Genomic DNA, 23,510 nt, shown 5'->3' with positions numbered 1-23,510 from the left:
ACTGGAGGTCGCTGATGGCCCGTTCCTCTCACCCGAAGAAAGAGGTCGAGGATGCGCTGCGACACGCCGAAGGGCAAGGCTGGCGTGTCGAAGTCGGCGGTAGCCATGCCTGGGGGCGGATGTACTGCCCGTACAACGATGAGGAATGCCGTTGCGGCGAGTTCTGCATTACCAGTGTATGGAGCACGCCGAAGAACCCCGGCAACCATGCCCGCGCCTTACGGCGCGCCGTGGACAACTGCACCATGGACCGCCAGCAGCGCGAGGCGGATGACGATGGCACCCAGGAATAGCGCGATGGAATACACCTTTACCCTCAAATACCAGCTCACCGATGACGACCGCGATTCGCAGACACTGGTCGAGCGCCTGGGTGAAGCCGGCTGCGACGATGCCCTGGTCGGCATCGGGCAGCCGGGGCGGCTGGCGCTGGAATTTACCCGCGAGGCGGTGGATGCAGATGAGGCAGTGCGCAGCGCGCTGGCCGATGTGCGCCGTGCCGCACCCTCGGCCCGGCTGATCGAAGTGGCGCCTGATCTGGTTGGGCTGACCGATGTGGCCGACATCGTGGGCGTGTCGCGGCAGAATATGCGCAAGCTGATGCTGGCCCATCCGGGTAGCTTCCCGGCGCCGGTGCATGAGGGCAGCGCGTCGATCTGGCATCTGGCGGATGTGCTGGGCTGGATGCAGGCCAAGGGCGGTTATGCCCTGGCGCGGGAGGTGCTGGACGTGGCGCGGGCCGCCCTGCAGGTCAACGTGGCCAAGGAAGGCCGGCGCTTGCCGCGCCTGGCGTTCGAGGAACTGGAAGCGCTGGTGGGCTGATGAAAAGCAGACCCCATGACGAAGCGATGGCCGAGCTGTACCGCAGCGACCCGGCGCTCGCGCTCGAAGTCATCAACGGTGTTCTGGAGGACGGCGACCAGGCCGAACTGCCGACTGTGCTGCGCCAGATGGCGCGGACGTTCGGTGCTGACGCTCGATCTTCCGCAGCCGATGAATTCTCGTATCGCTGATACGAGAATTTCGGCTCGGAGGTGCCACCAGCTTCCCATCAGAAAAGGTCGTCCTCGCACGCTTGCGGCGCTGTCGGACGATCCATTGATGGCTTCTTGACCATGGCCTCCAGTGCGTCAAGGGCCGCTTCGCGGAGCTTTCGGACGCGGGGCAGCAAATCGAACAGGGACAGCCCGAGCTGTGGCGACAGCAGTTCGACGATCAGCCGGTAATGCTCGTCCTCCCGCAAAACTTTCGTCTGGAACAACAGCCAAAAGCAGGACTCGCCCAGTTCCTGCCTGGAGGGCAAGTCCTCTATGGACCGCGACTCAGCGGCCTCGATGTAGGTGTCCACGATGGCTTCTGCCTCAAGCCACAATTCCGAAGCCGTCTCGTCATCGACGGGTTCCTTTTCTGCGAGCTCCCTGATATGCGCAAACGCAGCGGCCTCATCGGCCTGCTTGTAGACCTTGCTGCTGGAAATTCCCATTCTGTTCTCCGATCCGTTTCTGTCGCTGCGATGGCGCATCAGATTAGCGTCACGACGGATTGGTGAGTGAAGTGCTTGTTTTTTAGGGGGAGTGTTCAGATAGCCGTCTGCTGGACGCGCCGGCTCAGTGCTTCCGCACTTTCCTTGCGCTCGCTGTAGCGGTCCACGAGGTACGGCGCCGCATCGCGCGTGAGCAGGGTGAACTTCATCAGCTCCTCCATCACGTCCGCGATGCGGTCATAGTAGGCCGAGGGCTTCATGCGCCCGGCCTCGTCGAACTCCTGGTACGCCTTGGCGACCGAGGACTGGTTGGGGATGGTCAGCATCCGCATCCAGCGGCCCAGCACGCGCATCTGGTTGACGGCGTTGAAGGACTGCGAGCCGCCCGAGACCTGCATCACCGCCAGCGTCTTGCCCTGCGTCGGGCGCACTGCGCCGGCCGACAGCGGAATCCAGTCGATCTGCGTCTTCATCAACCCCGTCATGGCCCCATGGCGCTCGGGCGAACTCCACACCATGCCTTCGGCCCACTGGGCCAGCTCGTGCAGTTCCTTGACCTTGGGATGGTCGGCGGGTGCATCGTCCACCAGTGGCAGGCCCGAGGGATTGAACATGCGCGTCTCACCGCCGAGCGCGCGCAGGATGCGAGCCGCTTCCTCAGCGGCCAAGCGACTGAACGAGCGCTCGCGTAGCGAGCCATAGAGCAATAGGAAGCGCGGCGCGTGCGTGGCGCGCTCGGGTGTCAGCAGCCGTTGGGTATCGGGCAGTTGGAATAGCGCGGTGTCGATATTGGGTAGGTCGATTCTGGATTCAGACACGGCGGCCTTCCGCGTCCACGACCGCTTCGCCGTCTTCCTTGTTGAACGCGCCGCGCTGTGATTGCGGCAGGATGTCCAGCACGGCCTCCGAAGGCCGGCACAGCCGCGTGCCCAGCGGCGTCACCACGATAGGGCGGTTGATCAGAATGGGATGCTGGAGCATGCAGTCGATCAACTGCGCATCGCTCCACTTCGGGTCATCGAGGCCGAGTTCCGCGTAGGGCGTGCCCTTCTCGCGCAATACCGCGCGCACCGGCACGCCCATGTCCGTGATCAGGCGTTGCAGGGTTTCGCGGTCGGGCGGTGTCTTCAGGTATTCGATGACCGTGGGTTCCTCGCCGCTGTTGCGGATCAGGGCCAGCACGTTGCGCGACGTGCCGCAGACGGGGTTGTGATATATCGTGATACTGCTCATGGGAAATGCCTTGCTTATCTGCGGGCAGGGTTCGGGCCGCACTCATACCAGCCCTTGCTTTGGTTGACGATCCGAACGACCAGCAGCATCACCGGCACCTCGATCAGCACGCCGACCACGGTGGCCAGCGCCGCGCCGGACTGGAAGCCGAACAGGCTGATGGCGGCCGCTACAGCCAGCTCGAAGAAGTTGGAGGCGCCGATCAACGCCGAGGGGCAAGCGATGCTGTGCTGCTCGCCGGCCTTGCGGCTGAGCCAATAGGCCAGGCCGGAGTTGAAGAACACCTGAATCAGGATCGGCACCGCCAGCATGGCGATGACCAGCGGCTGGCGGATGATGGCCTCGCCCTGGAAGGCGAACAGCAGCACCAGCGTGAGCAGCAGCGCCGCGATCGACAGCGGGCCGATGCGCTCCAGCGCCCGGTCGAAGGCGGCTTGGCCCTTGTTCAGCAGAGCACGGCGCCAGAGCTGGGCCAGGATGACCGGAATCACGATGTACAGGCCGACCGATACCAGCAGCGTGGCCCACGGCACCGTGATGGACGACAGGCCCAGCAGCAGGCCGACAATGGGCGCGAAGGCAAACACCATGATGGTGTCGTTCAGCGCCACCTGCGACAGCGTGAATACCGGATCGCCCCCGGTCAGCCGGCTCCAGACGAACACCATCGCCGTGCAGGGCGCGGCGGCCAGCAGGATGAGGCCGGCAACGTAGCTGTCGAGCTGGTCGGCCGGCAGCCACTGAGCGAAGACCTGGCGGACGAAGATCCAGGCCAGCAGCGCCATCGAGAACGGTTTGACCGCCCAGTTGACGAACAGCGTCACGCCGATGCCGCGCCAGTGCTGCTTGACCTGGCCCAGCGCACCGAAGTCCACCTTCAGCAGCATCGGCACGATCATGATCCAGATCAGCAGACCGACCGGCAGATTAACCTGGGCGATCTCCATGCGGCCAATGGCCTGAAATACGTTGGGTGCGAACTGGCCCAGCGCGATGCCGGCGACGATGCACAGCAGCACCCACACGCTCAGGTAGCGCTCGAAGACGCTCATGGTGGAGGTGGCCGGCACGCGGCCGGCCGTTTGGGTTCCAACACTCATCGCGCAGACCTCACTTCGTACCAATGCTGCGCAGCTCGTGCTGCAGCGACATGGCATCGAGCCGCTGCAATGGCAGCGACAGGAACAGCTCAATGCGCCGGCGCAAGGTCAGCGCCGCATCCGTGAACGCCTTGCGCTTCTGCTCGTCGGTGCCTTCAACGGCTGCAGGATCAGGCACACCCCAATGCGCTGACATCGGGCGCCCAGGCCATACGGGGCAGACCTCGCCGGCGGCGTTGTCGCACACCGTGAAGATGAAATCCAGCTCCGGTGCACCGGGCGCCGCGAACTCGTCCCAGTTCTTGCTGCGGTAGCCGACGATCGGCATATGCAGCCGTTCCAGCGTGGCAAGCGCCAGCGGGTGGACTTCGCCCTTGGGGTGGCTGCCCGCCGAGTAGGCGCGAAAGCGCCCCTGGCCCAATTCATTGAGGATGCCTTCGGCCAGGATGGAGCGGGCCGAGTTACCCGTGCAGATGAACAGGGCGTTGTAGGTCTTGTTGGTGGTCATGGATGTCTCACATCAGCAGCAGGACGAAGCCGGCTTCACCGCAACGCCCACCGGCTTGCCGCGCGCCGGGGCGCAGCAGGCTGCGGCAGAACCCGTTGCAGGCGCCGCTTCGTTGAAGACCGGGATGCTGCCCAGCGTATGAAAGTGTTCCCAGGCCACGCCCTGCGGATCGGTGATCCAGTGCTTCTCGCTGCGCGCGTAGCAGCAGGTGGTGGTGCCTTCGTCGAGCAGCGCCATGTCGGCCGCCTCGGCGCGTGCCTTCAGCACGGCCAATTCCTCCGCATCGTCGGTCTGGATGCCCAGATGGTCGATGCCTGGTTTGTTGCCCCGTGTGGAGATAGCGAAGTTGACCGGCGGGTCTTCGAGCATCCACTTGGCGTAGTCGCCCTCGACACGCGCGGGCTGCGCGGCGAACAGTTGGGAATAGAAGCCGATGCTGCGGTTCAGGTCATCGACGTGCAGGTGAACGTGAAAGCGCTTCATGGGGAGATCCTTTCAGCAGGAAGTACAGGCAGAGGAGGAATCACTGACCTCGCATGTGCTGCCTTGGCAGCAGTGCTCGGTCAGGTAGCCGAGCAGTCCGTTCATCTGGGTGAAGTCGGCGCGGTAGATCAGGTTGCGGCCCTGCTGCTCGATGGTGACCAGGCCGGCATGGGCCAGCTCCTTCAGGTGGAAGGACAGGGAATTGCGGGCCACGTCGAGCTGGTCGGCGAGGGCGCTGGGTGTCAGCCCTTCGGGGCCGGCGACCACCAGGGCGCGGAAAACCCGCAGGCGCTGGGTGTGGGCCAGGGCGCCGAGGGCGGAAACGGCTTGGGTCTCTTTCATATTTCGATAATACAACATTTATTGAATTAATGTGCAAAAGGGCACTATCGCGCCGAATTGTGGCCATCCGGTCTTGATCCCATCGCGCCTCCGGCTCAATACCTTAAATCTGGTTCGCGCGCCGCGCTTGCCTGTCCGCCCCTTCGCCGCGAGGTGAACGGCCGAACTTCTCCGCTCAACAGCAGTGCAATGCCGCGATCAGCGGGCAGGACACATTGCCATGGTGCGCGTCGCATTCACCCACCAATTTCGACAATGCCGCCTCAATCCGTGTGAGGTCCACCAGGCGGGCGCGCACATCGGCCAGCCGCAGCGAGGCCAGCTCCGCCGCCTCATTGCAATGGGTGCCGTCCTCAAGTTTCAGAAGCTGGCCGATTTCATCCAGGCTGAACCCCAGGCGCTGGGCTGACTTCACGAACTTCACCCGCGCCACATCTGCCGGCCCGTAGCGGCGGATGCGGCCGTAGGCCCGCTCCGGCTGGGGCAACAAGCCCTTGAGCTGATAGAACCGGATCGTCTCCACATTGACTGTGGCCGCCTTGGCAAAGGCGCCGATGGTCAGATTGTCCGAGGCGCTTTCCATGACGCTTGACTCCGTAGTTGACTACGGAAGTAACCTTACAGCATCAAGCGAAGTCCCGGAAGGAAAACCATATGTCGGAACCCAAGAGCGGGCGTGGCGCCCTGGCCGCTGGCGGCCTCGCCGCCATTCTTGCGTCGGCCTGTTGCCTCGGCCCCCTCATCTTGGTCTTGCTCGGTTTCTCGGGCGCCTGGATCGCCAACCTGGCCGTGTTGGAACCCTACCGGCCGATTTTCATCGGCGCGGCCCTGATGGCGCTGTTTTTCGCCTGGCGCAGCATCTTCCGGCCGGTTCACGCCTGCAAGCCGGATGAGGTCTGCGCCGTGCCCCGCGTGCGGACGGCCTACAAGATCATTTTCTGGATCGTGGTCGCGCTGGTCTTGATTGCCCTCGCTTTTCCGTACGTCCTGCCGTTGTTCTATTGAGAGGAATCCACCGTGAAGAAACTTGCCACCGCTATTGCCCTGGCCGTTACCCTGGGCGCTCCGGCGTGGGCCGCCACCAAGACCGTCACACTGTCGGTGCCCGATATGACCTGCGCGTCGTGTCCGATCACGGTCAAGATGGCCCTGTTCAAGGTGGCCGGGGTCCAGAAGACCGAGGTCAGCTATGAAAAGCGGGAAGCCGTCGTGACCTTCGACGATGCCAAGACCAACGCCGGGGCCTTGGCCAAGGCCACCGCAAACGCGGGCTACCCCGCCACCGTCAAGCAGTGAGGTTGCCCGCCATGGCCGAAGCGATCGCCTTGCACATCGACGGCATGACCTGCGCGTCGTGCGCCGAGCACGTCAGAGAGGCGCTGGAGAAGGTGCCCGGGGTGCGCTCGGCCTCGGTGTCCTATCCGCGGCGACGGGCCGAGGTCGAGGCGGATGCGGACATGAACCATGGTCCGCTGGTCGCGGCGATGGCCGCGCTCGGTTACCGCGCACGGGTGTCCGACACGCCGAACAAGGCTGCGGGCTTGTTGGGCAAGGCGCTGGGCTGGCTGGGCAGCGAACCGAGTCACGGTGGTGGCGAGCGGGCGCTGCATGTGGCCGTGATCGGCAGTGGCGGCGCGGCGATGGCGGCGGCACTCAAGGCGGTCGAGCGAGGCGCGCGCGTGACGCTAATCGAGCGGAGCACCATCGGCGGCACCTGCGTCAATGTCGGCTGCGTGCCGTCCAAAATCATGATCCGCGCCGCGCACATTGCGCATCTGCGCCGGGAAAGCCCGTTCGATGCCGGCCTGCCGCCCACGCCGCCGTCCATTCTGCGCGAGCGGCTGCTGGCCCAGCAACAAGGCCGCGTCGATGCGCTGCGCCATGCCAAGTACGAAGGCATCCTGCAGAGCACCCCGGCTATCACCGTGCTGCATGGCGAGGCCCGTTTCATGAATGAAAACTGCCTGACCGTGCAACTGGCGGAAGGCGGTGAGCGCACGGTGGCCTTCGACCGCTGTCTCATCGCCACTGGTGCGAGCCCCGCGCTCCCGCCGATTCCTGGCTTGAAGGGCACTCCCTACTGGACCTCCACCGAGGCGCTGGCGAGCGATGCCATTCCCTCGCGGCTGGCCGTGATCGGTTCGTCGGTGGTGGCAGTCGAATTGGCGCAAGCCTTTGCCCGGCTGGGCAGCCAGGTCACGATCCTCGCGCGCAGCACACTGCTCTTTCGCGAAGACCCCGCCGTCGCCGAAGCCGTCACGGCCGCGTTCCGTGCCGAGGGCATCGAGGTGCTGGAGCATGTCCAGGCCAGTCGAGTCGCCCATGCAGAGGAAGAGTTCATCTTGACGACGGATCGCGGCGAGCTGCGCGCCGACAAGCTGCTCATTGCCACGGGGCGCGCGCCGAACACCCGCACGCTGAACCTCGAAGCGGCGGGCATCGAGGTCAATCCCCAGGGGGCCATCCTCGTCAGCCACACCATGCGTACCAGCGCGCCGCACATCTACGCGGCCGGCGACTGCACCGACCAGCCGCAATTCGTCTACGTCGCGGCGGCGGCCGGCACGCGCGCCGCCATCAACATGACCGGCGGCGACGCGACGCTGGACCTGACGGCGATGCCGGCCGTGGTGTTCACCGATCCGCAGGTGGCGACGGTGGGCTACAGCGAGGCGCAAGCGCGCCACGACGGCGTCGAGACCGACAGCCGCACGCTCACGCTCGACAACGTGCCGAGGGCGCTGGCCAACTTCGACACGCGCGGCTTCATCAAGCTGGTTGCCGAGGCCGGCACCGGACGGCTGATCGGCGTGCAGGCGGTCGCGCCGGAAGCGGGCGAACTGATCCAGACGGCGGCGCTGGCGATCCGCAACCGGATGACCGTGCAGGAGCTGGCCGATCAGCTATTCCCCTACCTGACGATGGTCGAGGGCCTGAAGCTCGCGGCGCAGACCTTCAGCAAGGACGTGAAGCAGCTGTCCTGCTGTGCCGGATAGCGTCATCTCTTGCTGAGCGCGATTTTTTCCAGGAGTCACGCTCGGCAGTGACGCCGGCTTGTTTCACGCGGGCCGGGGATTTCGCGCCTTCACGGCGTTCATGGCAAAGCCTGCCAGAGCAACGGCAAGCACCACGGCTTGCGCAATGGCGGTTTCCGCTGACGGATAGATGCCAAGCACTTCGATGCGCGGCCAATGGATCGGGCTGGCGCTCAACCGGCCGGCCTCCTGGAGGCCGGCAACCCCCTTGCCGGCGAGCACGACCGCGAGCACCGCTACCAGGATCGAGCTGAGACTGAAGAATTTGCCGATCGGCATGCGGGCGCTGGTGCGCAGCATGAACCATGCGAGGACGGCCAGAACGGCCACTCCGCCCACCAATCCACCGAGCAGGGCTCCATTGTTGCCGTCGCCGGCCAGGGCCGAATAGAAAAGCACCGTCTCGAAAACTTCGCGGTAGACCGCAATGAACGACAAGGCGAACAATGCCCATGCCGAACGCCGCGTCATGGCTGCGGAGAGTTTTTCCTTCAGGTAGGCCTGCCACTTGCCCGCCGTGCTTTTCTGGTGCATCCAGAGCCCGACGCTCAGCAGCACAACGGCCGCAAACAGGGATGAAACCCCCTCGGTCACCTCACGGCTTGCGCCGCTGATGCTCACGAAGTAGGTGGCCACCGCCCAGGTCAGGCCACCGCAAGCCAGTGCGGCCATCCAGCCGCCATGCACATAGCCCAGCACATCGCGCCGTTCTGCCTTCTTCAGGAAGGCCAGCATGCCCACGACGATCAACAGCGCTTCAACCCCTTCGCGCAGCAGGATGGTGAGGGAGGCGATGAACGTGGTCAGCGGGTCTGCCTTGTCCGCGCCGAGTTCGGCGTCCACCTGGGCAAAGAGATAGTCCAGCTTCTGCGCCGTGGCATCGGCTTGTTCCAGTTTCCCGCCGGCGAGCGCGCCGCGATAGGCCAGCATGGCGTTTTCGACTTCCGTGAGAAGTGTCTGGTTGCGTGCGCGCAATGCCGGCTCCAGAGGCTCAAATCCATCCAGGTAGGCCGACAGGCCCAGGCGCGTTGCGCTGGCCCGGTCGCCCGCGCGCGCCGCGGCAAGGCTCTCCTGAAGGCGTGTGCGGGCCAAGGCCAGTCCGCCCGAGCCGCTCGCGGCAGCGGTGACTTCCGGGTGGCGGCGAACATAGGCGGTGAGGTCGCGGGCTGCGTCCGGGGGCATCCGCTCGGACAAGGCGGCTTCGGTCAAGGTGGCGGCAGCAGCCAGGTCGGGAAAGACAGCCTTGGCGCTGGCGTCTCGCCCCCAGGACTGTTCGCCGCGTGCGCGCATGGCATCGTCATGCGACAGTGTGCCGGCGAAAAATGCCAATGCCCACCGATCCTCGTCGGAGAGCGTGGCGAAGCTGGGCATCGACGTGCTGGTCACGCCTTGAGAAATGACCTGGTACAGCGCGAGCACGCTGCGCGAACGGGCACGATCACGATCGGTGAAGGCGATCGGCGGCGGTTCGAGCTTGGCGCCGAGCGGGCCGTCGCCTGCACCGGTTGCCCCGTGGCATGCCGCGCAGTTGGCTTCAAACAGCACCTTGGCGCGTGCGAGATCCGGCGGCTGGGTCGGCGAGAGCGGAAACGGATAGGCTTTGACCAGCGCTGCGGCCAGCGAATGGGCGCTGTCGGCCACGGCCTTGGCGTCCGCCTTTGCGGCGATGAGGTCTCCGAGCGCTTTGGCCTGCCGCTGCAACTCGGGCAGCGCCGCAGTGCTCGGCAGTGCGGCAAGCTGCTGTGCGGCGGTTGCCGCGAACTCCTTCATCTCCTCGTACTCGCTGGCACTTTGAATCTGGCCGTTGCTCACCGCGCCGCCGTAGTCAACCGCGAGGTAGTCCAGCAATTGCCAGGTCTGCTTGGCCTGGTCGCTGGCGGCAGGGGCGGCAGCCCAGGCGGGAGAAGCCGACCAGAGTGCGAACAACGCGGCTATTGCCAGGAATCGCCTGGCGCAAAGAGAAAGCATTTTCATGATGTATAAATGTTATTGATTCTCATTTTATCGATGACTCGGACCACTGGGCGTTGCACGATGCAGTGCGAGCGAAGGTTCTAAAACGAAGATTTGCCTGTTGCCGGCGAAAAATGATGGGGCTAACTACGCCGCGCACCTTTCGCTGCACGTATGGCCCTGCGCCACGGCCTGTTGTGCAGAAGGCCTTCAACAGCGTCCACATGGGTCGTCGTCATCGCCAGTGAAAGGTTACGTGGCGACCGCTACCAAGATTAGCGTTCCCAGTGCAATGCGATACCACGCAAAAACTCCAAATCCATGTCCGGTCAAATAACGCATCAGAAGGCGTATCGCAAGCAGCGCAAATGCGAAAGAAGCAATGAAACCCATTGCAAAAACGCCGATGTCGTCGCTCGACAATGCGCCCCAGTGCTTGAAGAGGTTGTATACCGAGGCGGCCCCCAAGATTGGAATGCCGAGGAAAAACGAAAACTCCGTCGCAGCCTGCCGCGAAGCCCCGAACCATAGCCCGCCGATAATCGTCGCGCCTGAGCGCGAAGTACCCGGCCAGAGCGCAAGGCACTGCACGAAACCAATCTTCAGTGCGTCGATTCGGCTGATCTGTTCGGCACGCTCAGCCTTCACTTGCACGGGGCGTCGCTCAGCCCACAGGATCGCGATGCCACCGACAACGAGTGCGACGGCCACCGGCCCCGGACTGAAAAGCAGCCTCTGCACATGAGATCCAATCAGCAGTCCGAGCACTGCCGCGGGCATAAATGCAATGGCAAGGTTCACTAAAAACCGGCGGGAGCCTTGGTCGGCATGCGCTGAGACAACAACGCTTGCCAGACGAGCCCTATATTCCCAGATGACCGCGAGCATCGCGCCGAACTGGATGAACACTTCAAAGACGTCGCGCTTCTCTTTCGCAAGGAATGAGAGCGCATTGCCCGCTAGGATCAAATGCCCCGTCGAGGAGACTGGCAAGAATTCCGTGATGCCTTCGACGACGCCCATCATTAGCGTCTTGAGAACGAGTTCAGCGTGCATTTGCAGGCGGCAGTGGTAGCGCCGAGTGGGACATCGGTTTCTCCGAAGCCGTGCTCACGGCTCCGCATGTGTCAATGAAAATCTGGATCATCGTGCTGGCGAATGGGAATCTGCGCCGTTTCGGCCGCGGCCGCGAAACGCGGCGATCAGCAGAAGCCCCGCTCCCAGGGTGATGCCAACGTCGGCTGCATTGAACGCAGGCCAGTGCCAATCGCCCCAATGAAAATCGAGCCAGTCCACCACGGCCCCATGCCGCACTCGATCAAGAACATTGCCGAGCGCGCCGCCGAGAATTGCTGCATAGCCCACGGCCTCAGGTGTTGCAGTCTTCTCGCGGGCAATGAGCCAGGTGAGAAAGGCAGAAGCAGCGACGCCAATAACAATAAAAAAGCCGCGTTGCCACCCACCCGCCTGCGCCAAGAAGCTGAAGGCCGCGCCTGGATTCAGCCAATGCCCGATGTTGAACCATGGCGTGATTTCATGGGAGCCATACAAGGGAATCCACGCGACGATGGCCGCCTTGGTCGCTACGTCGGCGGCAAGCACCGTCACGGCCAACAGGTACATCCGCAAGACAGCCCTATCAATGGCCATGTGGCTTGATGTCCTCAGACGACCGCAGCAAGCGCATCCCATTGAAAACGACCGCCAGACTGGCACCCATGTCGGCCAGAATCGCCAGCCACAGACTTGCATGTCCAGTAAAGGCCAAGGCCATGAACACCGCCTTTGTTCCAAGCGCAAAGACGATGTTGGCCGTCAGGATGCCGGCTACGCGCTGTGACAGCCGGATGAACTCTGGAAGCTTGCGCAGGTTGTCCTGCATCAATGCGACGTCGGCCGTTTCGATTGCCGTGTCGGTGCCAGCTGCGCCCATTGCGAAGCCTATGCTCGACTTGGCCAATGCCGGTGCGTCGTTGACGCCGTCGCCCACCATGCCGACTGGCCCGCGTGAGAGCAGTTCTTCGATTGCCTGCAGCTTGTCCTGCGGCAGCAACTCGCCCTTGGCGCTGGTGATGCCGACCTGGGCAGCCACGGCTTGCGCGGTTTTCGCGTTATCGCCAGTCAACATGACTGGTTCGATTCCCAGCGACTTGAGTTCGGCGATCGCTTGCCGGCTGGTGTCGCGCACTGTGTCGGCCACGGCCAGCAGGGCGAGTACTTGCTGGTCCGTGGCGAGGAGCACAACGGTCTTGGCCTGGTACTCCAACGCATCGAGCTGAGTCTCGACCTCAAGTGTTGAAAGTCCCAGCTCTTTGATCAGCCGGTGGTTGCCGACGTAATAGACATCTCCATCGACGTTGCCTTTGACGCCGCGTCCAGGGATCGCCTCGAACTTGTCCACCTGGGCATGCGGTTGGTTGTAGCCCGCCACGATGGCGGTGGCCACAGGATGCTCCGACAGAGCATCGATGCTCGCTGCAATGCGCAGAACTTCTTCCTTCGGCAGGCCGCGCAGCGATATGACATCGGTCAGTGCGGGGCGCCCATGGGTCAGGGTCCCGGTCTTGTCCAGGGCCACCGATTTCAGGTGCCGCCCTTGTTCGAGGTAAAGACCGCCCTTGACCAGGATGCCTCGGCGTGCGGCAGCTGCCAGGCCGCTGACCACGGTAACCGGCGTGGAGATCACCAATGCGCAGGGGCAGGCAATGACCAGCATCACCAGCGCCTTGTAGACCCATTCGAACCAGGGCTGCCCGAAAGCGAGCGGAGGAATGACCGCCACGGCAAGGGCAAGCGCAAACACCGCGGGTGTATAGATGCCGGCGAACTTGTCCACGAAGCGTTGCGTGGGCGCGCGTTGTCCCTGCGCTTCCTGGACCGATCGTGCAATGCGGTCGAGGGTGGTTTCGCCCTTGCGCGAGGTAACGCGGAACTCCAGCGTGCCGCGCTCGTTGATGGTGCCGGCGAAGACCGTGGCACCGGCGGTCTTCTCCACCGGCATGCTTTCGCCGGTGATCGGCGCCTGGTTCACCGACGACTGTCCCGCGACGACTTCGCCATCCAGTGCGATGCGTTCGCCCGGACGCACCCGCACAACACTTCCGAGTGGCACGGTATCCGCCTTGACCTCGCGCCATTGACCGTCGGGCTGGCGCACCAATGCGTTCTCTGGCGCCAGGTCCATCAGCTTGCGGATGGCATTGCGGGCCCGATCCAGGCTCAAGGCCTCGATCATCTCGGCGATGCCGAAGAGCCAGATGACCACCGCCGCCTCGGGCCACTGGCCGATCAGCGCCGCGCCGATGACGGCGACCGTCATCAACAGGTTCATGTTCAGCGAACGCGTCTTCAGCGCGATCCAGCCCTTCTTGAGGGTCTCGACCCCACCCAGGCCGATGGCCGCGAGGCAAGCAAGAATGATGGGCCAGGAGGCCTCGGGAGCACCCGCGAAGACCATGGCCTCCGCGCCGAGCGCCAGCACGCCGGAGACCGCCATCCGAATCCATTGCCCGCGCGAGATGCCGGTGCCGAACTCACGGGGAGCGGATGGCGCCGGGTCGGAGGCGCTTTGGAGCACTGGAGCCATGCCGAGCCGCTCGATCGCGCTGGTCACCGGAGCCAGATCGACAAGCTCGTGGCTCACGGTCAGCGTGCGGCCCATCAGGTTGAAATCCAGGGCCTTCACCCCAGGCATGCCTTCGAGCGCCTTGCGCAGCAGGCCCTCCTCGGTCGGGCAGTCCATTTTTTCGATCAGGTACACGGCCTGGCCCTGCGGCCCGGTGTCGTCAGCGTGCTCAATGCTGGCCTTCATGCCTACATCGTTCAGGGCCTTGAGGATCGGCGCGGGGTCGGGCAGACGGTGCTGGACATCGAGCCGTCGCCCCATCAGGTCGAAATCCAGCCGTTCGATGCCATCGACCGCACCAAGGCGCTTGCGGATCGTTGCCTCTTCGGTAGGGCAATCCATGTTCGGAATAAGGAAGCGTGTACCGTTCCCTGTCGCCGGTGCCGGGGTTTGCGACGCCGCCGTGCTGGGGATGAGGGCTTCGACAGCGATTGGCATGCTGCCCGCCGTCTTTTCCACCGGCTTCATTCCCAGGCCTTCGATGGTCCTGGCAATCGGGGCTGTATCGGTCAGCGAATGGGTCACCGTCAGCGTGTGGGCCTTCAGATCGAAGTCCACCGCCTGCACGCCCGCCAGTGGCTCCAGCATCGAGCGCAACTGGCGCTCTTCGCTGGGACAGTCCATCTCCTTGATGAAGTAGATGACCTGCTGCGGCGCGGGTTCCACGACCGCCCGCATGCCGATGTCGTGCAGCGCGCGCAGGATGGCGTTCTGTCCAGCTGGTTCGTGTGTGACCTCAAGGCGGCGACGGGTCAAGTCGAAAGCCATATCCCGGACGCCATCGACCTGCGCCAAGCGCTTGCGAATCTGAGCCTCCTCGCTGGGGCAATCCATGTTGGCTATCCCGAAGTGGGTCACGAGTGGCTCAACGGTCGCCGCTGCGCTCATGGCGCTCGCTGAACAGCACGCCGTGGTGCAGGAGGTTTCGGTGTCTGCTTTCATGGATCGATCCGTTCTTCTTCAAGAGTCAGGTGGTGAGACGGGCCAGCTTTGCCAGTCTCCGCGCAGGAGAGCCAAAGCGCAGACGCCGACAGCGTTGCGACAGGTGCCGTTCCCCTTGTGCTTTCATTTACAAGGGCTATTTCACACCTTGGAGTAGCTCCAAGGTCAAGCGGCTACGATGCATGTCCTGACAACATGTGAGTGTTCTGCGATGAAAATTGGCGAGTTGAGCCACGCCACCGGCGTGGACACCGACACGATCCGGTTCTACGAGAGGACGGGGGTGTTGCCGCCGCCAGCTCGGCAGACCAATGGATACCGGGTATACGGGACGGAACACATCGATGGACTGTCCTTTGTCCGCCACTGCCGGGCCTTGGACATTCCTCTGGCCGATGTCAGGCGGCTCCTGAACTTCACATCCCGTCCGGATGAGGATTGCGCGGACATCAACCGGCTGGTCGACGAGCAGATTGCGAGGGTGCGTGCCCGCCTGACCAGCTTGAAAGCACTGGAAAGGCAACTGACGACGCTGCGCGCCCGCTGCTCCGCAGGACATCAAGCGAAAGAGTGCGGCATCCTTGGCGAGCTGGTCTCTGCAGCGCAGCGGGAAGCGTAGTCAAACAGATCTATCGATGGCGCAGGGCAAGACGCCTGTGCGCAAGCACTGGCAGCAGGCGAAGGCTGTGTTGACATGCGCCGGCAAGACCGCCTAAACTACGTACCAAACAACAGACATAGAGTCTTTTCGTCGTTCGATCGCCTGAGCCATTCTTTTCCCCATGCCGACCCATGCATTCACCATACGCAAACTCGCCGACGCGGCAGGCGTTGGCGTGGAGGCGGTGCGCTATTACCAGCGCGGTGGATTGCTGGCTGCGCCGGATCGCGTGGACGGCGGCTTCCGGCAATTCGGAGGACGATGTCCGTCGTCTGCGCTTCATCAAGCGGGCTCAGGCATTGGGGTACTCGCTGGAGGACATCGCCGAACTGATGTCCTTGAGTACCAAGCGTGATCGGCTGCGCGTGCGGGAAATCACCCGCGAACGCATCGCGGAGATCCGGGAGCGCGTGGCCGACCTGCAGTCGATGGCCTCGGCGCTGGAAAATCTGGCCGATTGCTGCGCCAAAGCGCCAGAAGGTTCGGCCTGTTCGATCATCGCCGCGCTGACCGGGGAGCAGGACTTAGATCCGGCCATCGCCGATCCGAGCCTCGTTGCGCAGGCAAGCGTTGCCGGCCGACGCAGATCCGTGCGGCCGGGCGCTGAAGCCTATCACCGCACTGATGGGGTGGCCGCATGACGATGACGCGCATGTTCAGGCGATTCGTCTGCCGGCTGATGCTCGGTGTGCTGGTCTTCGGCCAGTTGGCCATCGCTGCCTACGCCTGCCCCGCACTGTCGGGCATGCCGCAGTCGCTTCCGACGATGGCCCTGAATGCGTCGGCCGCGGCGATGCCCGGTGATGAGGCCGGTGCTGCGATGGCCGTGTCGCCCGACATGGTCGCAACGTCAGACATGGCCGCCATGGCGAGCTGCGACCAAATCGACGACAACGCCGCCAACTTGTGCGTAGAGCACTGCCGTTTCGGCCAGCAAAGCGCCGACCATGCGTCGGCCCCGACCGTACCCGCGGCGCTGCTGACGACCCTCTACACCCTTCCGGTGCAACCCGAGCCTCTCGGGCATGGCTGGCCTTCGGCCGACGTGATATTCCGGCGCGTCGCGGCGTCTCCGCCGCACGCCATCCTGCACTGCTGTTTTCGCATTTGATCTCCTGACGCTGGTGCGGCCGGCCTGAGCCGGCTGAACCAGACCGATCGGTCGCGCTTGCGCGTGTCCGCGAGTTTCCGCTCGCCCCCGCCAAGCTCCATTCGACCTGATGGCATTCGTCAACTGGAGATCCCATGTTCATCGACTCTTTTTCTTTCCGCACGCCGGGCGGCGCTGTGCCATGGCGCAGGCTTGCTGCCGGCATCGTTGCGGCATTCGCCATGGGCGCCGGTGCAGCCCATGCCGCCGACGGCCTGACGCTGGATCAGGCGCTGCGCCTGGCACAAACCCGTTCTCGCGCGCTCGTGGCCCAGGATGCGACGGCATCGGCCGCACGGGACATGGCGGTCGCCGCCGGACAGCGGCCAGACCCCACCCTCAAGCTCGGCATCAACAACCTGCCCGTCAACGGCGCGGATCGGTTCAGCCCGACGCGCGACTTCATGACCATGCGCTCCATCGGCGTGATGCAGGAGTTCACACGCGAAGACAAACTCAAGGCCCGTGCCGGGCGCTACGAGCGCGAGGCCGAAGTCGCCGAGGCCGGGCGCAGCCTGGCGCTCGCCAACCTGCAGCGCGACACCGCCTTGGCCTGGCTGGACCGTCTCTTCCAGGAGCGTGTGCGCGACATGCTGGTGACCCAGCGCGACGAAGCGCGCCTGCAGATCGACGCCGCTGATGCCGCCTACCGGGGCGGGCGCGGCACGCAAGCCGATGTGTTCGCCGCCCGTTCGGCGGTCGCCCAGATCGACGACCGCATCGAGCAGGCCGAGCGCCAGGTCGCCACGGCCCGCACGCAACTGGCGCGCTGGATTGGCTCCGTCGCAAGCGATCCCCTGGGCTCGGTTCCGGCATTGGATACGGTTCGCCTGAGCCCGCAGGATTTGGAAGCCCAGTTGGCCCACCACCCTGAAATCGCCGTGATGCAAAAGCAGGAAGAGGTCGCGCAGGCCGAAGCCGACATCGCGCAAGCCAACAAGAAGACCGATGTGAGCGTCGAGCTGATGTACAGCCAGCGCGGCCCGGCCTACTCGAACATGGTCTCGCTCAATGTTTCGATCCCGCTGCAGTGGGACCAGAAAAACCGCCAGGACCGCGAGCTGGCCGCCAAGCTCGCCAGTGTCGAGCAAAAGCGCGCCGAGCGCGAGGAAGCCACGCGCGCCCATGTGGCCGAGGCACTGGCGATGCTGCAGGAATGGCGCAGCGACCGAGAGCGCCTGGCGCGCTACGACAGCTCGCTGCTGCCACTGGCCACCGAGCGCACGCGCGCCTCGATCGCCGCCTACCGCGGCAACGCGGGCACCTTGACCGCGGTGCTAGAGGCACGCCGCGCCGAGATTGACACGCGCGTCGAACGCTTGCGCCTGGAAATGGGCGCGGCGCGCCTGTGGGCACAACTGAACTACCTGGTGCCGGCTGGTCACGACACGGCCGCACCCCGCCCCTGAGCACAACCGAGAGACCTCCCATGAAAACCAAAAACCTCGTGATGGCCCTCGTCGCCGCCGGCGTGCTGGGCGCCGCCGGCTACGGCCTCTACACCCTCGGCATGCGCCACGGAGCCGACATGCCGGCCACGCCTTCGAATCCCAGTGGCATGGCATCGCCGCAAGCGGCGACTCCCGCTGTTGCTGCGCCTGCCAATGAGTCGGGCGAGGACGCCACGCGGCGGCATATCGCGGCCGGCCTCAAGGCCGGCGACGTCGATCCCGCCAATGGCAAGAAGATCCTGTACTACAACGATCCCATGGTACCGGCGAACAAGTTCGACAAGCCGGGCAAGTCACCCTTCATGGACATGATGATGTCGCCGGTCTATGCCGACGGGGATGCAGATAAGGGAAACGTCACTGTCAGCTCGCGCATCCAGCAGAACCTCGGCGTTCGCACCGCCGAAGTGACCGAAGGCACGCTGTCGCCGCAGGTGTCGGCGGTGGGCAGCATCGCCTTCAACGAGCGTGACCAGGCGATCGTGCAAGCGCGTGCCACCGGGTACGTCGAGCACCTGTACGTGCGTGCCACGCTGGACCCGGTCGCCAAGGGGCAACCGCTGGTCAGCCTCTATGTCCCGGACTGGGTTGCTGCGCAGGAAGAGTTCCTGTCAGTACGGCGCATGAAAGGCACGGACCTGGGTGGGCTGGTCGACGGTGCGCGCCAGCGCATGCGCCAGGTCGGCATGGACGATGCCCAGATCGCGCTGGTCGAGCGCAGCGGCAAGACCCAGCCACGCATCACGCTGAGCGCGCCCATCGGCGGCGTGGTGGTCGAATTGCTGGCGCGTGAAGGCATGACGGTGATGCCGGGCGCGACGCTGTTCCGCATCAACGGCTTGTCCACCGTGTGGGCCAACGCCGAGGTGCCCGAGAGCCAGGCCGCGCTGCTGCGCCCGGGCGCCAAGGTGCAGGCCCGTAGCCCGGCCGCGCCCGGCAGCAGCTTCGATGGCAAGGTGCAGGCGATCCTGCCCGAGGTGAATCCGAGCACGCGCACACTGAAGGCTCGCCTGGAGCTCGCCAATCCTGGCAGCCGGCTGGTACCGGGGATGTTCGTCACGATGAACTTCGTGGACATGCGGCCCGACAAGACGCTGCTCGTGCCCACCGAGGCGGTGATCCAGACCGGCAAACGCACGGTGGTGATCGTGGCCGAAGACAACGGGCGCTTCCGTCCGGTCGATGTCGAGGCGGGCCTGGAGAACAGTGGCCAGACCGAGATCAAGCGCGGCCTGTCGGCGGGGCAGCGCGTCGTCGTGTCCTCGCAGTTCCTGATCGACTCGGAGGCCAGCCTCAAGGGTGTCGAGGCCCGCTTGAACAGCGAGCCGGCCGTGGTTGCCCCAGCTTCGCCTTCGGCCCCGGTGGCCGCCAGCGCGCCACGGCATGTCGGTGAGGCCAAGGTCGTCAGCGTCGGCAAGGACGCGTTGACCCTGTCGCACGGCGCCATTCCCACAATGAAGTGGGGCCCGATGACGATGGACTTCAAACTGCCGCCCGACGGCGCGGCGCGCAACGTGCAGGTCGGTGATCGCGTGCGCTTCGAGTTCTTCATGGGCGCGGACGACCTGCCGCAGCTCACGCACGTCACGCCGATGGCGGCCGGAGGCAAGCCATGATCGCCAAGCTGATCCGCTGGTCCATCGCCAACCGCTTCCTCGTGCTGCTGGCCACCTTGGCACTCAGCGCCTGGGGCATCTATGCGGTACAGCGAACGCCGCTGGACGCGCTGCCCGACCTGTCGGACGTGCAGGTCATCATCCGCACCACCTATCCGGGCCAGGCGCCGCGCATCGTCGAGAACCAGGTCACGTACCCGTTGACGACGACGATGCTCTCGGTGCCGGGCGCAAAGGCGGTGCGCGGCTACTCGTTCTTTGGCGACTCCTTCGTCTACGTGCTGTTCGAGGACGGGACCGACCAATATTGGGCGCGCTCCCGCGTCCTCGAATACCTCAACCAGGTGCAGTCGAGGTTGCCGGCCCAGGCTAAGGCCTCGCTCGGTCCGGACGCTTCCGGCGTGGGCTGGATCTACGAGTACGCACTGGTCGACCGCAGCGGCAAGATGGACATCTCGCAACTGCGCGCCCTGCAGGACTGGTTCCTCAAGTACGAGCTCAAGACCGTGCCCGACGTGGCCGAGGTTGCCTCGGTAGGCGGCATGGTGCGCCAGTACCAGATCGTGCTTGATCCGGACAAGCTCGCGGCCTACGGCATCCCGCACACCAAGGTCGTGGAGGCGATCCAGCGCGCGAACCAGGAGACCGGCGGCTCGGTGCTCGAACTCGGCGAGGCCGAATACATGGTGCGCGCCTCGGGCTACCTGGGGAGTCTTGAGGATTTTAGGAAGGTGCCGCTGATGACGACAGCCGCCGGCGTATCAGTGCGCCTGGGCGACGTGGCCCGGGTGCAGATCGGTCCGGAGATGCGCCGCGGTATCGGCGAACTCAATGGCGAGGGCGAAGCCGTCGGCGGCGTGATCGTCATGCGCTCAGGCAAGAACGCGCTGCAGACCATTGCCGCGGTCAAGGACAAGCTCAAGGGCCTGGCGTCCAGCTTGCCGCGGGGCGTGGAGATCGTGCCGGTGTACGACCGCTCCGGGCTGATCGAACGCGCGGTCGACAACCTCACGCACAAGCTGATCGAGGAGTTCATCGTCGTCGCGGTGGTCTGCTTCATCTTCCTGTTCCACCTGCGCTCGGCGCTGGTCGCGATCATCTCTCTGCCCCTGGGCATCCTGGCGGCGTTCATCGTGATGCACTACCAGGGCGTCAACGCCAACATCATGTCGCTGGGGGGTATCGCGATCGCCATCGGTGCGATGGTCGACGCGGCGGTGGTGATGATCGAGAACGCCCACAAGCATCTGGAGCACTGGAGCCATGAGCACCCCGGCGAGGTGCTCGAAGGGCCGGCCCGGTGGCGGGTCATCGGTGACTCGGCGGCGGAGGTGGGGCCGGCGTTGTTTTTCTCGCTGCTGATCATCACGCTGTCCTTCGTGCCTGTGTTCACGCTGGAAGCGCAGGAGGGACGCCTGTTCTCGCCGCTGGCGTTCACCAAGACCTACGCCATGGCGGCTGCGGCCGGCCTGTCGGTGACCTTGATTCCGGTGCTCATGGGCTACCTGATCCGTGGCCGCATCCCCGATGAGAAAAACAATCCACTCAATCGCCTGTTGATCGCGGTCTACCGGCCGCTGCTCGACAGGGTGCTGCGCGCCCCAAAGCTCACGCTCGTGGTGGCGGTCGTGGTGCTGGCCACCAGCCTGTGGCCGCTGCAGCACATCGGCGGCGAGTTCATGCCGCGGCTGGACGAAGGTGACCTGCTGTACATGCCTTCGGCGCTGCCGGGACTGTCGGCAGGAAAGGCGGGAGAGCTGCTGCAGCAGACCGACCGCCTGATCAAGACGGTGCCGGAGGTCGCGAGCGTCTACGGCAAGGCCGGCCGCGCGGAGAGCGCCACCGACCCCGCTCCGCTGGAGATGTTCGAGACGACGATCCAGTTCAAGCCGCGCGACCAGTGGCGCGCCGGCATGACGACCGACAAGCTGGTCGAGGAACTTGACCGCATCGTCAAGGTGCCGGGCCTGTCCAACATCTGGGTGCCGCCGATCCGCAACCGCATTGACATGCTGGCCACGGGCATCAAGAGCCCTGTGGGGGTTAAGGTCGCGGGCACCGACCTAGCAACCATCGATCGCATCACCGCAGAGATCGAACGCACGCTCAAGGACGTGCCCGGCGTCAGCAGCGCTTTGGCCGAGCGGCTCACGGGTGGGCGCTATGTGGATGTGAACATCCGGCGCGACGATGCGGCCCGCTACGGCCTGAACATCGCCGACGTGCAGTCGGTGGTCTCGTCCGCCGTGGGCGGCGAGAACATCGGCGAGACGGTGGAAGGCCTGCAGCGCTTCCCGATCAACCTGCGCTACCCGCGCGAGATGCGCGATTCGCTGGAAAAACTGCGCTCCCTGCCCGTCGTGACCGAGCGCGGCCAGCGCCTGGTGCTGTCCGACGTGGCCGACATCCGCATTGCCGACGGGCCGCCGATGCTGCGCAGCGAGAACGCGCGCCTGTCGGGCTGGGTGTACGTCGACATCCGGGACCGCGACCTGCGCTCCGCGGTGCAGGACATGCAGCAGGCCGTGGCCAAGCAGGTAAAGCTGCCGCCGGGCTACTCAATCTCCTGGTCGGGACAGTTCGAGTTCCTGGAGCGGGCCACCGCCAAGCTCAAGGTAGTGGTGCCCTTCACGCTGCTCATCATCTTCGTGTTGCTGTACCTGACCTTCGGCGCGTTCGGTGAAGCGCTTCTGATCATGGCTGCGCTCCCATTCGCGCTGGTGGGCGGCATCTGGCTGCTGTACCTGCTGGGCTACAACCTGTCGATCGCGGGTGCGGTGGGCTTCATCGCACTGGCTGGCGTGTCCGCCGAATTCGGCGTGATCATGCTGCTGTACCTCAAGAACGCCTGGCAGGAGCGAGTCGGCCGCGGCACGACCAGCGAGGCCGATCTGCTGAATGCCATTCGCGAGGGCGCCGTGCTGCGCGTGCGGCCCAAAGCGATGACGGTGGCCGTCATCCTGGCCGGCCTGCTGCCGATCATGTGGGGCACGGGCACCGGCTCCGAGGTGATGCAGCGCATCGCCGCGCCGATGGTGGGAGGGATGGTCACGGCCCCGTTGCTGTCGATGTTCGTCATTCCCGCGGCCTACCTGTTGATGCGGCGGCCGCGCGAGCGCAAGGCATCGCGGCGGATGTTCTGGAGGCGTCGTCATGCGGCCACTTGAACGCTCCGGTGGCGGCCGCGCATGGGGTGCGGCGGTGCTTTGCCTGTCGCTGCTGCTGGGCACAGCGACACGCGCTGCCGTTTCCGCCCAGGAGATTCAGCACGCCGGCCCGGTGATGACGGCAATGGTGGCCTCGCGCCCGTTGCCCAGCAGCGCCGACGATTGCCAGGTATGCCCGGCTTGTGCCATCGCACCGGCACCAGCGGCTCACGCATTCACCGGCGAAGGCGAAGCGCGAGAGCAGGCTCCGGTGGCCTGGCTCGCGCTTGCGACGGTGGCGCCGGCGCCGACCTGGTTCTTTGATGCGGGAGGCGGTCGACTGCGATGGCCTGTACGCCTAGCGTTCTGCCGGTGGCTGGATTGATCCGATGAGGCTCCTCTCGGACTTTTTGGATCAACCAACCTTGGAAAACCATCATGAAAAAATCACTGCTCCCCCTCATCGCCGCCCTGGCGCTGGGCGCTTCTCTGCCTGCACTGGCCGGCCCCGACTTCCAGGCCATCGAGAAGGCACGCGCAGCCAAACAGGCGGCAGCAGCATCGCAAACGGCCAGTACCACCCGAGTCGACGGCACCACAGGTCAGCGGGTGAACTGCCCGACCGACCCGCTGGTGCTGCCGCTGGATCACGGCCCGCGTGCCCAAACGACGCCTGGAGAAAACCGGATGCGCAAGGCGCGTTACGAGGCCCAGGTCAAGGCATGCACGAACCCCGGGTCGTGAGCACCAGCCCATGACTCTCCAACGCTGGCCATTCCCAG

At 64.9% G+C, this 23,510-nt stretch carries 23 protein-coding genes and 2 pseudogenes; 13 read left to right on the top strand and 12 right to left on the bottom strand.

What is annotated here, in order from left to right:
- Positions 1–14 precede the first annotated feature (14 nt).
- The 3 genes and pseudogenes from KBC94_RS11700 to KBC94_RS11690 form a co-directional block, all read left to right on the top strand.
- Positions 15–293: a hypothetical protein gene (locus KBC94_RS11700; protein WP_012202428.1), complete on the top strand. Its 279-nt coding sequence runs from the start codon at positions 15–17 to the stop codon at positions 291–293.
- A gap of 4 nt (positions 294–297) precedes the next feature.
- The gene (locus KBC94_RS11695) at positions 298–822 is read left to right on the top strand and encodes an AlpA family transcriptional regulator (protein WP_012202427.1); all 525 of its coding nucleotides are present in this window, start codon (positions 298–300) and stop codon (positions 820–822) included.
- Positions 822–962: pseudogene (locus KBC94_RS11690) on the top strand (transcriptional regulator); the annotation flags it as partial. The gene KBC94_RS11695 and the pseudogene KBC94_RS11690, both read left to right, overlap by 1 nt.
- 89 nt (positions 963–1,051) lie before the next feature.
- Here KBC94_RS11690 and KBC94_RS11685 read toward each other — a convergent pair.
- The 8 genes from KBC94_RS11685 to merR all read right to left on the bottom strand — a co-directional run bounded on the left by KBC94_RS11685 (position 1,052) and on the right by merR (position 5,732).
- Positions 1,052–1,483, bottom strand: coding sequence for a hypothetical protein (locus KBC94_RS11685; RefSeq protein ID WP_012202425.1), 432 nt, complete (start codon positions 1,481–1,483; stop codon positions 1,052–1,054).
- 95 nt (positions 1,484–1,578) lie between these two features.
- On the bottom strand, positions 1,579–2,301 hold the full coding sequence (gene arsH / locus KBC94_RS11680; RefSeq protein WP_012202424.1) for an arsenical resistance protein ArsH: 723 nt from the start codon (positions 2,299–2,301) through the stop codon (positions 1,579–1,581).
- A complete protein-coding gene (gene arsC, locus KBC94_RS11675; protein WP_012202423.1) occupies positions 2,294–2,716 on the bottom strand; it encodes an arsenate reductase (glutaredoxin) in 423 nt (140 codons plus the stop codon). Before arsC ends, arsH begins: the two co-directional genes overlap by 8 nt.
- 14 nt (positions 2,717–2,730) lie before the next feature.
- Positions 2,731–3,816: an ACR3 family arsenite efflux transporter gene (gene arsB, locus KBC94_RS11670; RefSeq protein WP_012202422.1), complete on the bottom strand. Its 1,086-nt coding sequence runs from the start codon at positions 3,814–3,816 to the stop codon at positions 2,731–2,733.
- 10 nt (positions 3,817–3,826) lie between these two features.
- A complete protein-coding gene (locus KBC94_RS11665; RefSeq protein ID WP_012202421.1) occupies positions 3,827–4,324 on the bottom strand; it encodes an arsenate reductase ArsC in 498 nt (165 codons plus the stop codon).
- 12 nt (positions 4,325–4,336) lie between these two features.
- Positions 4,337–4,807: an ArsI/CadI family heavy metal resistance metalloenzyme gene (locus tag KBC94_RS11660; protein WP_012202420.1), complete on the bottom strand. Its 471-nt coding sequence runs from the start codon at positions 4,805–4,807 to the stop codon at positions 4,337–4,339.
- A 12-nt stretch (positions 4,808–4,819) separates the two neighbouring features.
- The gene (locus KBC94_RS11655) at positions 4,820–5,149 is read right to left on the bottom strand and encodes a helix-turn-helix domain-containing protein (protein ID WP_016451582.1); all 330 of its coding nucleotides are present in this window, start codon (positions 5,147–5,149) and stop codon (positions 4,820–4,822) included.
- Positions 5,150–5,324: 175 nt separating this feature from the next.
- Entirely contained in the window at positions 5,325–5,732 is a 408-nt protein-coding gene (gene merR / locus KBC94_RS11650; protein ID WP_012202418.1) for an Hg(II)-responsive transcriptional regulator, read from the bottom strand.
- 71 nt (positions 5,733–5,803) lie between these two features.
- Here merR and merT point away from each other — a divergent pair, with 71 nt between their 5' ends.
- The 3 genes from merT to merA are packed head-to-tail and all read left to right on the top strand — an operon-like array spanning position 5,804 to position 8,145.
- Complete coding sequence (gene merT, locus KBC94_RS11645) at positions 5,804–6,154, top strand: mercuric ion transporter MerT (protein ID WP_012202417.1); 351 nt, start codon at positions 5,804–5,806, stop codon at positions 6,152–6,154.
- A gap of 12 nt (positions 6,155–6,166) precedes the next feature.
- On the top strand, positions 6,167–6,445 hold the full coding sequence (gene merP / locus KBC94_RS11640) for a mercury resistance system periplasmic binding protein MerP (RefSeq protein WP_012202416.1): 279 nt from the start codon (positions 6,167–6,169) through the stop codon (positions 6,443–6,445).
- An 11-nt stretch (positions 6,446–6,456) separates the two neighbouring features.
- Entirely contained in the window at positions 6,457–8,145 is a 1,689-nt protein-coding gene (gene merA / locus KBC94_RS11635; protein ID WP_012202415.1) for a mercury(II) reductase, read from the top strand.
- A gap of 63 nt (positions 8,146–8,208) precedes the next feature.
- On the opposite strand, the gene KBC94_RS11630 is transcribed toward merA, so the two are convergent.
- The 4 genes from KBC94_RS11630 to KBC94_RS11615 all read right to left on the bottom strand — a co-directional run bounded on the left by KBC94_RS11630 (position 8,209) and on the right by KBC94_RS11615 (position 14,650).
- Positions 8,209–10,158, bottom strand: coding sequence for a cytochrome c/FTR1 family iron permease (locus KBC94_RS11630; protein WP_012202414.1), 1,950 nt, complete (start codon positions 10,156–10,158; stop codon positions 8,209–8,211).
- Between the two features lie 231 nt (positions 10,159–10,389).
- Positions 10,390–11,193, bottom strand: coding sequence for an undecaprenyl-diphosphate phosphatase (locus KBC94_RS11625; RefSeq protein ID WP_012202413.1), 804 nt, complete (start codon positions 11,191–11,193; stop codon positions 10,390–10,392).
- Positions 11,194–11,280: 87 nt separating this feature from the next.
- The gene (gene lspA / locus KBC94_RS11620; protein ID WP_016451581.1) at positions 11,281–11,787 is read right to left on the bottom strand and encodes a signal peptidase II; all 507 of its coding nucleotides are present in this window, start codon (positions 11,785–11,787) and stop codon (positions 11,281–11,283) included.
- The gene (locus KBC94_RS11615) at positions 11,777–14,650 is read right to left on the bottom strand and encodes a heavy metal translocating P-type ATPase (protein WP_174484806.1); all 2,874 of its coding nucleotides are present in this window, start codon (positions 14,648–14,650) and stop codon (positions 11,777–11,779) included. Before KBC94_RS11615 ends, lspA begins: the two co-directional genes overlap by 11 nt.
- A gap of 265 nt (positions 14,651–14,915) precedes the next feature.
- Here KBC94_RS11615 and cadR point away from each other — a divergent pair, with 265 nt between their 5' ends.
- The 7 genes and pseudogenes from cadR to KBC94_RS11575 all read left to right on the top strand — a co-directional run bounded on the left by cadR (position 14,916) and on the right by KBC94_RS11575 (position 23,472).
- On the top strand, positions 14,916–15,323 hold the full coding sequence (cadR, locus tag KBC94_RS11610) for a Cd(II)/Pb(II)-responsive transcriptional regulator (RefSeq protein ID WP_016451579.1): 408 nt from the start codon (positions 14,916–14,918) through the stop codon (positions 15,321–15,323).
- A gap of 173 nt (positions 15,324–15,496) precedes the next feature.
- Positions 15,497–16,006: pseudogene (locus tag KBC94_RS11600) on the top strand (MerR family DNA-binding protein); the annotation flags it as partial.
- Positions 16,003–16,476 (top strand): hypothetical protein, encoded by a 474-nt coding sequence (locus KBC94_RS11595; RefSeq protein WP_012202408.1) that lies wholly within the window; start codon positions 16,003–16,005, stop codon positions 16,474–16,476. The pseudogene KBC94_RS11600 and the gene KBC94_RS11595, both read left to right, overlap by 4 nt.
- Positions 16,477–16,610: 134 nt before the next feature.
- On the top strand, positions 16,611–17,924 hold the full coding sequence (locus KBC94_RS11590; protein ID WP_016451578.1) for a TolC family protein: 1,314 nt from the start codon (positions 16,611–16,613) through the stop codon (positions 17,922–17,924).
- Between the two features lie 20 nt (positions 17,925–17,944).
- Entirely contained in the window at positions 17,945–19,582 is a 1,638-nt protein-coding gene (locus KBC94_RS11585) for an efflux RND transporter periplasmic adaptor subunit (RefSeq protein ID WP_016451577.1), read from the top strand.
- Entirely contained in the window at positions 19,579–22,749 is a 3,171-nt protein-coding gene (locus KBC94_RS11580) for an efflux RND transporter permease subunit (protein WP_016451576.1), read from the top strand. Before KBC94_RS11585 ends, KBC94_RS11580 begins: the two co-directional genes overlap by 4 nt.
- A gap of 417 nt (positions 22,750–23,166) precedes the next feature.
- On the top strand, positions 23,167–23,472 hold the full coding sequence (locus tag KBC94_RS11575) for a hypothetical protein (protein WP_016451575.1): 306 nt from the start codon (positions 23,167–23,169) through the stop codon (positions 23,470–23,472).
- Positions 23,473–23,510 lie beyond the last annotated feature (38 nt).

It is taken from the genome of Pseudacidovorax sp., assembly GCF_017991995.1.
Taxonomy (GTDB): Bacteria; Pseudomonadota; Gammaproteobacteria; order Burkholderiales; family Burkholderiaceae_C; genus Xenophilus.
Note: the sequence above shows the minus strand (reverse complement) of the source record. Positions and strands in the feature narration are given on the sequence as shown.